Origin of the sequence: Streptomyces himalayensis subsp. himalayensis (assembly GCF_013778455.1) — a bacterium.
Taxonomy (GTDB): domain Bacteria; phylum Actinomycetota; class Actinomycetes; order Streptomycetales; family Streptomycetaceae; genus Streptomyces; species Streptomyces himalayensis.
In genome coordinates, this window is record NZ_JACEHE010000042.1 from 20,927 (window position 1) to 33,101 (window position 12,175).

General features: G+C 67.8%; 12 protein-coding genes. 8 read left to right on the forward strand and 4 right to left on the reverse strand.

From position 1 onward, the window contains the following. Positions 1-38: 38 nt before the first annotated feature. The 3 genes from H1D24_RS37335 to H1D24_RS37345 all read left to right on the forward strand — a co-directional run bounded on the left by H1D24_RS37335 (position 39) and on the right by H1D24_RS37345 (position 3,444). Positions 39-827, forward strand: coding sequence for an SDR family NAD(P)-dependent oxidoreductase (locus H1D24_RS37335; RefSeq protein ID WP_181662183.1), 789 nt, complete (start codon positions 39-41; stop codon positions 825-827). Positions 828-931: 104 nt separating this feature from the next. After that, positions 932-2,359 (forward strand): coniferyl aldehyde dehydrogenase, encoded by a 1,428-nt coding sequence (locus H1D24_RS37340; RefSeq protein ID WP_181662184.1) that lies wholly within the window; start codon positions 932-934, stop codon positions 2,357-2,359. A 389-nt stretch (positions 2,360-2,748) separates the two neighbouring features. Further along, positions 2,749-3,444, forward strand: coding sequence for a DUF899 domain-containing protein (locus H1D24_RS37345; RefSeq protein ID WP_181662185.1), 696 nt, complete (start codon positions 2,749-2,751; stop codon positions 3,442-3,444). A 175-nt stretch (positions 3,445-3,619) separates the two neighbouring features. On the opposite strand, the gene H1D24_RS37350 is transcribed toward H1D24_RS37345, so the two are convergent. After that, entirely contained in the window at positions 3,620-4,192 is a 573-nt protein-coding gene (locus H1D24_RS37350; protein WP_181662186.1) for a TetR/AcrR family transcriptional regulator, read from the reverse strand. A gap of 121 nt (positions 4,193-4,313) precedes the next feature. Between H1D24_RS37350 and H1D24_RS37355 the strand changes: the two genes are divergently transcribed. From H1D24_RS37355 to H1D24_RS37365, 3 genes are all read left to right on the forward strand, one after another. Next, the gene (locus tag H1D24_RS37355; RefSeq protein ID WP_220137676.1) at positions 4,314-5,786 is read left to right on the forward strand and encodes an amidase; all 1,473 of its coding nucleotides are present in this window, start codon (positions 4,314-4,316) and stop codon (positions 5,784-5,786) included. Between the two features lie 34 nt (positions 5,787-5,820). Continuing rightward, a complete protein-coding gene (locus H1D24_RS37360) occupies positions 5,821-7,389 on the forward strand; it encodes a long-chain-fatty-acid--CoA ligase (RefSeq protein ID WP_258564635.1) in 1,569 nt (522 codons plus the stop codon). Positions 7,390-7,533: 144 nt separating this feature from the next. Further along, entirely contained in the window at positions 7,534-8,778 is a 1,245-nt protein-coding gene (locus tag H1D24_RS37365) for an NADH:flavin oxidoreductase/NADH oxidase family protein (protein WP_181662189.1), read from the forward strand. Positions 8,779-8,816: 38 nt separating this feature from the next. Here H1D24_RS37365 and H1D24_RS37370 read toward each other — a convergent pair whose 3' ends face one another. Together H1D24_RS37370 and H1D24_RS37375 are read right to left on the reverse strand one after the other, a co-directional pair. Further along, positions 8,817-9,446 carry a winged helix-turn-helix transcriptional regulator gene (locus H1D24_RS37370; protein ID WP_181662190.1) on the reverse strand — a complete coding sequence of 210 codons (630 nt, stop codon included), beginning with the start codon at positions 9,444-9,446 and terminating at the stop codon, positions 8,817-8,819. Between the two features lie 139 nt (positions 9,447-9,585). Beyond that, positions 9,586-10,422 (reverse strand): SDR family NAD(P)-dependent oxidoreductase, encoded by an 837-nt coding sequence (locus H1D24_RS37375; RefSeq protein ID WP_181662191.1) that lies wholly within the window; start codon positions 10,420-10,422, stop codon positions 9,586-9,588. A gap of 288 nt (positions 10,423-10,710) precedes the next feature. Between H1D24_RS37375 and H1D24_RS37380 the strand changes: the two genes are divergently transcribed. Next, positions 10,711-10,860, forward strand: a complete 150-nt coding sequence (locus H1D24_RS37380; RefSeq protein ID WP_181662192.1) for a hypothetical protein — start codon at positions 10,711-10,713, stop codon at positions 10,858-10,860. Positions 10,861-10,913: 53 nt separating this feature from the next. Here the strand turns inward: H1D24_RS37380 and H1D24_RS37385 are convergent, their stop codons facing one another. Continuing rightward, a complete protein-coding gene (locus H1D24_RS37385) occupies positions 10,914-11,381 on the reverse strand; it encodes a winged helix-turn-helix transcriptional regulator (RefSeq protein ID WP_181662193.1) in 468 nt (155 codons plus the stop codon). Between the two features lie 92 nt (positions 11,382-11,473). Between H1D24_RS37385 and H1D24_RS37390 the strand changes: the two genes are divergently transcribed. Further along, a complete protein-coding gene (locus tag H1D24_RS37390; protein ID WP_181662194.1) occupies positions 11,474-11,974 on the forward strand; it encodes a PaaI family thioesterase in 501 nt (166 codons plus the stop codon). The last annotated feature ends 201 nt before the right edge of the window (positions 11,975-12,175 follow it).

The window sequence follows — 12,175 nt, forward strand, 5'->3', positions numbered from 1 at the left end:
CTTGCACTGAGTGCAAGCAGGTGCGTAGAGTGCACGTCATGAGCAAAATTGACTATCGCCGCCAGACCGTCATCGTCACCGGAGCGAGCTCCGGGCTCGGCGCGGAATTCGCGCGCCAGTTGGCCCGTCGCGGCGCGGATCTCGTACTCGTCGCCCGCCGAGCGGACCGGCTCAAGAACCTGGCCGACGAACTCACCCGCGCCCACGGCGTCACGGTGACCGTCGTCGCCCGCGACCTCGGCCTGCCCGACGCCGGCCGCACGCTGCGCGCCGAACTCGAATCCCGCGGCATCTACGCCACCGGACTCGTCAACAACGCCGGCTTCGCCACCCACAACGCCCTCACCGACGAGGACCCTGACCGCCTGCAGAGCATGATCGCGCTGAACGTCAGCGCGCTCGTCGACCTCAGCCGCGCCTACATCGACCCGCTGACCTCCGCCGACACCGGCGTCCTGATCAACGTCGCGAGCCTGCTGGGCTTCCAGCCGACCCCGTACCTGAGCGTCTACGGCGCCACCAAGGCCTTCGTCCTCAGCTTCACCGAATCGCTGTGGGAGGAGACCCACGACACCGGCCTACGCGTCCTCGCCGTGTGCCCCGGCGCCACGAAGACCGAGTTCTACGACGTCGCCGGCAGCCAGTCGGCCGACTACGGCACGAAGCGAGCCACCCCCGCCGACGTCGTCAAGATGGCCCTCGACACCCTCGACCGCCGCTCCGCGCCCCCGTCGGTGATCACCAACGGCCGCCGGCTCGCCCTCCTCAGCAAGATCCTGCCGCGCCGCCTGACCGTCCGGTTCATGGGCCGGATGGCCCGCCGCTAACCGGCACCTGCCCCACCGTCGCCTTCACCAGCAGCAAAGGCCCGCCGTTAACCGGCACTGCTCCACCGCCACCCCCCACCAGCAGCAGCAAAGGAAGAAGATTCATGACCATCACAGAAGCCACCTCGCAGCCCACGGACGCGGAGCGCTTCGGTCGCATCCTCGCTGTTCAGCGCGCTGCCTACCTCCGCGACAGAGCGCCCTCACTGGCGGCGCGGCGCAGCGATCTGAGCAGGCTCAAGGCGGCACTGATCGCCCGGCGGAGCGCCATCGAGGAGGCGATCAACACCGACTTCGGAAATCGCTCGCGCCACGAGACCGCGATGATGGAGCTCGGGGGCGTCGTCCAGGGCATCGACTACCTGCAGCGCAATCTCCGCCGGTTCATGCGCCCGACCGGCCGCCACACCGCCTGGCACATGCGTTTCGGCACCAGCCGCATCGAATACCAGCCGCTCGGAGTGGTCGGGGTCATCTCACCGTGGAACTATCCCGTCAACCTGTCGCTGATGCCGGTCGTCACCGCGATCGCCGCCGGTAACCGCGTCATGCTCAAACCGTCGAAGTTCACCCCGGCGACGAACACTGTGCTCGCGTCGATGCTGAGCGAGGTCTTCCCACAAGAGCAGGTCACGATCGTCAGCGGCGACGGTTCCGCGTTCGCCTCCCTGCCCTTCGATCATCTCGTCTTCACCGGAAGCACCGAAGTCGGACGAGCCGTGATGAAGGCGGCGAGCGAGAACCTCGTCCCCGTCACGCTGGAACTGGGCGGCAAGTCCCCGACCATCGTCGCCAAGGGACACGTAACGGACCGGACCGTGTCCGACATCGTCTTCGGAAAACTCCTCAGCGGCGGGCAGACCTGCATAGCCCCCGACTACGCCCTGGTGCACGAAGCCGAGATCGACACCTTCATCGACAGCTACGACAGACTCGTGAAGGCCGCCTACCCCGACGGTCCGACCAGCAAGGACTACACCTCGATCATCAACGACAAGCAGTACGCGATCCTCACCGACCTGATCGAAGACGCCCGTAACCGCGGGGCACGGATCATCGAGGTCGGTCACCGGCCGGGCGAGGCCGCCCACCGCCCGCACACCCTCGCACCGACCGTCGTGCTCGGCGTCACCGACGAGATGCGGATCGCCCACGAGGAGATTTTCGGCCCCATCCTCCCGATCTTCCCGTACCGCGACATCGACGATGCCATCGACTACGTCAACGCACGGCCACGACCGCTCGCGCTCTACTACTTCGGCAAGAACGACACGGACCGGCGCAAGGTCCTCGACCGCACGACCTCCGGCAACGTCACCATCAGCGGCACCATCATGCACGTCGGGCAGGACGACCTTCCCTTCGGCGGCGTCGGCGCGAGCGGAATGGGCCAATACCACGGGATCGAGGGCTTCCGGACGCTCAGCCACCCCAAGGGCATCTTCGTACAAGGCCGCTGGAACGCCGCCCGCCTCCTGTATGCCCCCTTCGGTAAGCGTGCCGAGGCTCTTCTCAACTTCGTCCTTCGATAACCGGCGGCATCCGCCGCCAAAGCCTCACCCGCATCGAAGCACGGGTCCGCCTCCGTAGGCGCCCCGGAGGAGAGAGACGGAAGGCTCAGCCCGCGCTGAAGTTGCCCGGGAGCGCCGCCGCCATCCGATGCGGCGCGCGGAGGCCGAGCTGCGCAGTGTGCGCCGGGTGGGCGTGGTGCGGCTGAGGCGCCACTGGTACGGCGAGGCTGCGTGGCTTGCAGGCGGTGCCGGCTGGCTGACGCTACAACCCCAGTGGTGATCTCGGCGAGAGTGCGTCGGCGGGTCTACCGCGTCAGTCGCATCTCCCTGTGGCGACCGATGAGTTCCGGCGCCCGGTGGGGTCTGCCTCTGCACAAGCGCAAGCTGCGCACGAGTTCTGTGAGGGGACCATGACCACACGCGCACTACCACCCGTCGTCGACGCCGCAACGTGGGAGCGCCGACTCCAGGCGCTGCGAGCCCGGGAGAAGGCCGCGACGCGGGAGCTTGACGCCATCGCCGCCGAGCGTCGTCGCCTGCCGATGGTCGAGATGCCCGACTACACCCTCGAGGGCGAGGACGGCCCCGTTCGGCTGGCGGACGTCTTCGAAGGCAAGAGGCAACTGATCGTCTACAACCACATGTGGTTCGCGGGCAAGGAATGGCAGTGCCCGGGCTGCACGGGGTTCACCTCGCAGTACACCCGCCTGGAGTTCCTGGACAACTACGATGCGCGATTCGTCATCGTCACCCAGGGCCCGATCAAAGAGGCACTCGCCTACAAGCAGCGGGTCGGCAACCAGATGACGTGGTACTCGACTGCCAACAGCTCATTCGGGGCCGACGTCGGCGCACCGCCCGGCGGAGGATTCGCGGTCAACGTGTTCCTGCGTGACGGCGACACCGTCTATCGCACCTGGCACACCAACGGTCGGGGTACTGAGCAGCTCAGTCACACCTTCGCGCTGATCGACGTCCTGCCGTACGGACGACAGGAGGAGTGGCAGGACTCGCCCGAGGGCTGGCCTCAGTCGCCCACCTACAGCCGGTGGGCGACATCCAAAGACATCGCGGCCCTCTATGGCTCGGGCTCGGGCGGCGGCTGAACGAGCGCGAGGGTTCGAGGCCAGGGCGGAGAAGCCCTCCCAGCGACTCCGTGGGCGGCCGTGAGCCGTCACACTCGGGGCGCGCAGGGCCGTCGCCGCGCGCCTCCGGGCTCGATGTCCTCACGCATGGTACGGCGGAGCCGGCCAACCGCCCGGCCGCGGATTGACCGCCCGCTCAGCGCATGAACGCGAGGGCGTTCTCAACTCCCTCCTCAAGGACCTCATCGGCGAACTTCCGGTCGGAGAGGGCGCGGGACAGTTGCAGCGTCCCCACCATCATGGTGAAGAGCCCGATGGCCTTTCCGCGAGCGGACCGCGGATCCTCAGGCGCCAGGCGCGCGGCGATCTCTTCCACGATGGCCCTCGCGCCGTCGGTGTAGGCCTGCTTGGTCCCGTCCTCGCAGCGGCCGATCTCGTCGAGCAGGGCGGCGGAGGGGCATCCGACGCCGGGGTGGTCCCGGTGCTCAGGTGACAGGTAGTCGCGAACGAGGTCCTCGAGTCCCGGGCGGCCGGGACGCGCAGTGCCGTACCTCGCGACTTGTGTGCGCAGTTCGTCGGCCACCACATGGGCGACGAGGTCGTCCTTGGACGCGAAGTGGGCGTAGAAGGCGCCGTTGGTGAGCCCGGCATCCGACATCAGCGTGGAGATGCCCGAGCCGTCGATGCCGTCCTGCTTGAACCGCTGGCCGGCCTTCTCGATGATCCGTTGCCGCGTCACCTGCTTGTGCTCCTTGGCGTAGCGCGCCACAGGGTTCCTCCCTTCACTCCGCGGGGCCGTTGCCTCGCACCCCATCCTAATCTATGGTCTGACGTTCGTAATATTATGGTCGACAGACAATTCCGTCTGCCCGTCAGAGATGAGGCGTGCCGTGAGCGACGTTCCCTTCCAGTCCGCCGTGCAGCAGTCACGCGCGCTGGCCGCGGGTGAGGTCTCGAGCCGGGAGCTCGTCGAGCTCTATCTCGAGCGGATCGCCACCCACAACCCCGTGCTGAACGCGGTGGTGACCCTCGATCGCGAGCGTGCCCGTCGCGAGGCCGCGGATGCGGATGCCGCGCGGGCGGCGGGGCAGGACCTCGGTCCGCTGCACGGTGTGCCGATCACGGTCAAGGACAGCTTCGAGACAGCCGGGATGCGCACCGTCGGCGGGCGCGTGGACCTGAAAGACCACGTGCCCGACCAGGACGCCGAGGCGGTCAGGCGATTGCGTTCGGCCGGTGCCGTGATCATGGGGAAGAGCAACATGCCGCCGGGCAACCAGGACGTTCAGGCCGACAACGCGGTGTTCGGTCCCTCATCGAATCCGTGGGACACGACCCGCACCTCCGGCGGTTCCGCCGGAGGCGGCGCCGTCGCGACCGCCGCGGGCCTAGCGGCGTTCGACTTCGGCTCGGAGATCGGCGGGTCGACCAGGATCCCCGCCCACTTCAACGGCCTGTACGGGCACAAGTCGACCTGGCGGTCGATCCCCCTCAGCGGGCACGTCCCCTACGGCCCGGGTGTGGGATGGTGGACGGACGCCGACATGGCCTGCGGCGGCGCGCAGGTCCGCGACGCACGTGACCTCGTTCCGATCCTGCGGGCAACGGCTGGGACGGCCGACCACGACGCCGGCTTCAGCTACACGCTCGCACCGCCGCGTGCGACCAAGCTGTCGGACTTCCGGATCGCCGTCTGGGGCGAGGATCCCTCGTGCCCGGTCGACAGCGACGTCGCCGCAGCCGTGGACGACGCGGTCACTGCGCTGCGGGCGGCCGGCGCGAAAGTCACGATCCGGCCCGCGAGCCTCCCCGTCGACATTGCGACGAATCACCGGAAAGCCTTCCTGCCCCTGCTCTTCGGCGCGCTGTCCTACGACCGCACAGGCCTCACACCTGCCACCAACGCCGCGCTGCTGGCCCGGCTCGTCCAGCACCCGCGCGGCGACGCCGGTCCCGCCCTGCTCGGAACCTTCCAGTCCCACTACCACTGGCTGAAGGCCCACACGGTGCGCAACGAGATCCGGCAGCGATGGTTCGAGTTCTTCAAGGACTTCGACATCGTGCTCATGCCGGTCACCCCGACGGCCGCCCCCGCCCACCACAACAAGCTGATCGACCGGTTCGGGCGGCCCTACGAAGTCGACGGTGTGCGACGTCCTTACTGGGACCAGATCAAGTGGAACGCCGTTGCCAACGTCTCCGGCGGTCCGGCGACGACCATCCCGGTGCGCAAGGGCAGGAGCGGACTGCCCATCGGGTTGCAGGCCATGGGGCCGAGCGGAGGCGATCTCACCACCATCGAGTTCGCCGCTCTGCTGGGTCGCGAAGTGGAGGGCTTCGTGCCGCCTCCGGCGTTCGCCTAGACCGACCGCACACACCCCGAGAACCAGGAGAGCAATGATGCTCAGCCCGAGCCGCAACGTGTCACGACTGCTGACGGATTCCGCGTCCCTCTACCCGGAGCGCACCGCGATCATCTTCGGGGACGACCGGATCACGTACGACGCCCTCGACTCCGCTGCCAACCGTGTCGCGAACCTGCTCGTCTCGCGCGGGATACAGCCGGGGGACAAGGTCGCACTGTCCTGCCCCAACCTGCCCCACTTCTCCAGCATCTACTTCGGCATCCTCAAGGCGGGTGCCGCGGTCGTGCCGCTGAACGTGCTGTTGAAGGCTCGCGAGGTCGCCTACCACCTCGCCGACTCCGACGCGAAGGCGTACTTCGCCTTCGAGGGCACGCCGGAGTTGCCGATCGGGGAGGCCGCGTGGGAGGGGTTCCAGGCGAGCGCGGGATGCACCGAGTTCTTCCTGATCGAGGGCGGCGGCGCGCCATGGTCCGGGGGCGAGACGCCGGAGTCGTACGCCTCGGTCGTAGCTGAGCAGCCCGTGACGTTCCGGACGGTCGAACGCGACGACGACGACACCGCGGTGGTCCTCTACACCTCCGGCACGACCGGCAATCCCAAGGGCGCGGAGCTGCGGCACCGCAACGTGTGCGAGAACGCGCTCATCGGCATCGATCTGTTCGCGGCCGATCCAGAGCGCCCCGACAACTACCTGTGTGTGCTGCCGCTGTTCCATGCCTTCGGCCAGACCGTCATCCAGAACGGCGCCTTCGCCTTCGGCGGCACGATCGTGATGCAGCCGAGGTTCGAGGCGCATGCTGCCCTGCGTCTCATGCTCACCCACGACGTGACGTTCTTCGCCGGGGTTCCGACGATGTACTGGGGTCTTCTCGCGGCACTCGACGATACGGTCGACGTCGCCCGCCTGGCCGCGAACCTTCGCGTGGCAGTGGCCGGTGGCTCAGCCCTGCCCGCCGAGATCCACAAGCAGTTCGAGGAACGCTTCGGAGTCACGATCCTCGAGGGATACGGACTGTCCGAGACCTCCCCGATCGCGTCCTTCTCCCGGTTCGGCGAAAAACCCCGCGTCGGGTCGATCGGGGTGCCCATCCCGGGCGTGGAGATGAAGCTCATCCGCGACGACTGGTTCGAGGTCGAGGGCGGCCCCGACGAGATCGGGGAGATCGCGATCAAGGGACACAACGTCATGAAGGGCTACTACAAACGGCCCGAGGCGACGGTTGAGGCGATCAGGGAGGGCTGGTTCCGCTCCGGCGACCTCGCCCGCAAGGACGAGGACGGCTTCTACTACATCGTCGACCGGTCCAAGGACATGATCATCCGCGGCGGCTTCAACGTCTACCCGCGCGAGGTCGAGGAGGTGCTCATGGAGCACCCCGCCGTCTCGCTGGTCGCTGTCATCGGCGTACCGCACGAATCCCACGGCGAGGAGATCAAGGCCGTCGTGGTGAAGAAGGCCGGGAGCGGTACGACCGAGGAGGAGCTCGCCGCCTGGGCGAAGGAGCGGCTCGCCGCGTACAAGTACCCGCGCATCGTCCAGTTCGTCGACGAACTGCCCCTGACCTCCACCGGCAAGATCCTCAAGCGCCAACTCGCCTGACCGGCCCGGCCGAACAACGTCGGCGCTCATCGGCGGTCGGGCGACTCGGCCGAGGCCGCGGATCGAGCCGGCCGGCGGCCGTCTGCTCAAGGGCACCTGCACACCCCTGCCCACGCACTCCCCCCGACCGAAGGAAACCCGCCCATGACGTCCCTTCACGACCACCTGACCCTGCCCAACGGTCAAGTGCTGCCGAACCGGATCATGAAGTCCGCGTTGAGCGAGGCACTCGCCGACAAGCGCAACGCCCCGGACCACCGCCTCGAACAGCTCTACCGGACCTGGAGCAGGGGCGGGTACGGACTGATCATCACCGGCAACGTCATGGTCGACCGCACCCAACTCGGCGAGCCGGGCAACGTCGTCATCGAGGACGACCGCGACCTCGCCGCGCTCACGCGATGGGCCGCGACGACCAAGGACGCCGGCATCCCGACCTGGGTGCAGCTCAACCATCCGGGCCGCCAGTCCAACGTGCTCGCACTCGGGCACACGCCGGTCGCGCCCAGCCCGATCCCGCTCAACCTGCCCGGCGCCGCCAAGCCCCGCGAGCTGACGTCCGCGCAGATCGAGGACATCATCGAGCGGTTCGCGACCGCCGCCGCGGTGTGCGAGACGGCCGGCTTCGCCGGGGTGCAGGTACACGGAGCTCACGGATACCTGGTCAACCAGTTCCTCTCCCCACTGTCGAACCAGCGCGACGACGAATGGGGCGGCGACCCCGAGCGGCGGATGCGCTTCGTCCTCGAGGTCGTGCGCCGCATACGGTCACGGGTGTCCCCGGGCTTCGCCGTCGCCGTCAAGCTCAACTCGGCCGACTTCCAGCGCGGTGGCTTCACCGAGGAGGAGTCCCGCTCAGTCGTCGCGGCCTTGGCGCGGGAAGGACTCGACCTGATCGAGGTCAGCGGCGGCAACTACGAGTCGCCGGCGATGACGGGTGCCGCAGCGGCGTCGACGCGCGCCCGCGAGGCCTACTTCCTGGAGTACGCCCGCACGGTGCGCGGCCTGGTGGGCGACATCCCGATCGCGGTCACGGGTGGCTTCCGCTCCCGCGACGGAATGGCGGACGCCGTCGCCGCCGGAGTGTGCGACGTCGTCGGCATCGGGCGGCCCACCGCCACGACGCCCGATGCCGCCGATGTGATCCTCACGGGGCGCGCCGAGGCAGTCGTCGCACACCAGATGCGCTACGGGATGCGCCGCGTGCTCGGCAAGGTCGCCGACCTCAAGGCACTCGACGGCGTGCTCGACCTCAGCTGGCATGCCGACCAGCTGCACCGACTGGGCGCCGGCCTTGATCCCGACCTGCGCCGCGGGCGTCTGGCCACCACTGTCTCGATGGTGCGGCGAAACGGCAGGGCGTCCTTCCGTCGCAAGCGCGGGGCCTGAGGCCCCACCCGGCCCTCCCAGCGAGGCAGAGTGAGAGATCAGGTCGTCAATGGGGCCGGCTGACCAGCGGTATGCCGTCGAGCCGCCTCGGCGAAGGTCTCGAAGAGACGACTGACCGCCGCGATATCGCCGCCCATCGTGAGGCGGCCGGAGCTGACGGCGGCGGACGGCGTCTCGCTTCCGAGGGACAGCGCGATGAATGTTCCCGCGTCGCAGGCGATCGTAGAGGGGGACGATGCGGGTGACGGTCCGGACCGGACCTGGAGGACTCCGTCGCTGACGGTCATGGAGAACCTTCCGCCGGCATCGACGTCGCACTCAAGAGCGAGGTCGGCCAGCCGACCGGGATCCGCCGCTGCCGTCATGCACAGCGCCACCATATCCGGACGGGCGGTTGAGGGGTCGACGCCGTTGCTCATCAGGCCCAGGCCCCACAGGCCGAGGCCGATGATCGGGATTCTCAGCCCTTCGCCGAACTCGGTCAGGGTGTACTCCGGCGTCGGCTCGGCCTTGGAGACGACGCCGATCGCGTGCAGAGTGCGAAGCCGGTCGGTGAGGCGATTCGGTCCGATCGACGGCATGCGACCGAGGATCTCGGTGAACCGCTTCGGGCCCAGCAACAGCTCGCGGAGGATGAGTACGGTCCACCGCTCGCCAAGCACATCCATCGCTGTGGCAATTGGGCAGGCCTGCCCGTATCTGCGTACCGCTCCCATGTGTTCCACTCTACTGACGGTTCTGACCGGGCAACGCGAGGGCCAGGGCGTTCCATTCGACCTGGCCCTCGTACGACAGCTGCTATCGGACTCAACGTCCTTCGAGCTTGCCGAGCAGCGCGCGTACTTTGAGGTCACGTGCCAGACGCGCGTCGATTGCCGGGTTGATCACCCCTCGCAAGACGGACAGCGGTGTCCAGCGAGCCGGCCGGATCACGCGGGGTGAACGGTGCTCGATGGCATGCGCGATGGCATGGGCAGCCTGGTCCGGTTCAAGGCGCTTGCGCAGCGGTCGCGGCGTTGTCCTGGTCAGGAGCTTGCCGATCGTCGGGTCCTGGTCGACGCCGTTTCTGATCATGTCCGTCTGGATCAGCGAGAAGTAGGCGGTGGTGGCAGAGGCGCCGTGCTGGGCAAGTTCCACTCGGAGTCCGCGTCCGAGCTGCTCAACCGCGGCCTTGCTCATGGCGTAGGGAATTGCCCCCATGCCATTGAGGAAGGCGAATACCGAACTGATGAGTACGATCTGACCCTGGTTGGCGACGATCTGCTTCATCGCCGCGTTCACAGTGTTGAGGGCGCCGTTGACGTTCACGGCCAGCACTTTGTCGATCGCGGGTGCGGGCATGGTGTGAAGTGTGCAGCCATGCCCCATGATGCCGGCGTTCGCAATCACGACGTCGACCCGCCCGAACCGCTCACATATCTGGGCTACGGCATCGTCGAGCGCGTCGCGGTCGCAGACGTCCGCAGTGAAGCCGGCGACGCCGGACGGCGAGACACGTACTGCGAGTTCCGGCGTGTCCGGATGCAGATCCACGATGCCGACCCGTGCGCCGCGGGCGAGGAGAGCCCGAGCCGTCGCGCTGCCGAGCCCCCCGGTGCCTCCGGTGATGAGTACGACCTTGTCGGCGAGTTCGTATGCAGTCATGCGGATGCCTCGTCTTCAGTCATGGGGTTTGTCCGCGTCCACGTTCAGTGCGGCGAGTCCGAATTCAGGGCCGAGGGGCGAGACTTCGCGATCATCGTCGGCGCGCCGCTCCCGTTGTGAGCACACGTTGACCGCCCAGCGACGCCTTCGTAATGAAGCGGACGCTAGCAAGGACTATATGAAATGTATAGTCATTGCGTGTGATCGGTTCATGTCCCGAACCGGCCATCGGCACGTGTGAGTTGCCGCGCCGTGAACTCCTGGACGAGTGCGGCGCCCCACCATGGAGTGCATTGGCTGATCGCCGAAACGGAGGCCGCGCTGGGCGGTGCGTTCATCGGTGCGATGGCGGAGGTGGACATCGGGCTTGAGCGGTTCGTGCAGACCGACGATTGCGACGCGTCATCGTCGGGGGCGAGCACCTGTCGTTCCTGGTGACCGAAGAGCTGATGTTCCACCGCGGTCTGGCCCGCGACCGCGAGGCCGATGGCTCACGATCGGAGGCGGGCGCCTGTTCCCAGCCGGGCGGTGACCTCACGGGGAGTGAGGGTGGAGTGCTCCGCGGAGCACTCGACGACGACGCGGACCGGGGCGTCGCACTCGGTGTGACGAACGTCCAGCACGGGACCCTCCGGGCCGAGGGCGTACGTCTCGCCCCACTGGCTCAGCGCCATCAGAACGGGCCACAGGTCCCAGCCCTTGCGGGTCAGGCGGTACTCGTTGCGGGAGCGGCTGCCCGGCTCCTGGTAGGGGACGCTCTTCAGGATTCCGGCCGAGGTCAGCTTGCGGAGGCGGTCGCTGAGGACGGCTTCCGACAGGCCGATGTGGCGGTGGAAGTCGTCGAAGCGGCGGACTCCGTTGACGGCGTCACGCAGGATCAGCAGCGTCCATTTCTCCCCGATCACGTCGAGCGTGCGCTGGACGGGGCAGTTCTCCGTGCTCGCCTCAAGCCACTCCATCCCGCCATCGTAAGGGCCTGACTTCGTCATTGACAGTCAGGTGAGCCGGAAGCTAGCTTCACTTGCAAAAGTCAGACGGAAGGCACTCGGTCGTGGGACGAACACGTACATATCAATGGGAAGATCCCGCGATTCTGGCGGAAGCCGCCGGACGCATGGCCGGTATCGACTTCCTGCGCGAGCTGCAGGCGGGGCAACTGCCGAGGCCGCCCATCAACTACGCCATCGACTTCACCCTGGACGAGGTGGAGCCCGGCAGGGCGGTCTTCTCGCTGACGCCGGGTGAGGAGCACTACAACCCGATCGGCAGCGTGCACGGCGGCATCTTCGCCACCCTGCTCGACTCGGCGGCGGGTTGCGCCGTCCAGTCCACCCTCCCGCAAGGCATGGCGTACACCTCGCTCGACCTGACAGTGAAGTTCCTGCGGCGGATCACCGTGGACACGGGCACGGTGCGCGCCATCGGCACGGTTGTCAGCAAGGGTCGTCAAACGGCCCTCGCCCAGGCGCAGTTGGTCGACGCGAAAGACCGTCTGCTCGCCCACGCCACCAGTAGCTGCATGCTCTTCCCGGTGCCTCCCTCTCAAGGGTGAGTCTCAACGGCGACCGGTGCATCGGACCTTTCCCCCTGCGCACCGACGCCTCATTCCTCCCCGTCTCATCCCGCCTCGCTGTTGACCTGCGGAGGGTGATGTGTGTGCGGTGATGCCGGACTCCCTCGACCTCGGCGCAGAACGCCGGGGTGCGAGGTGGGACGGCTGCGGCGCACGGCGGTGGCGGCCCGTATCTCCTCG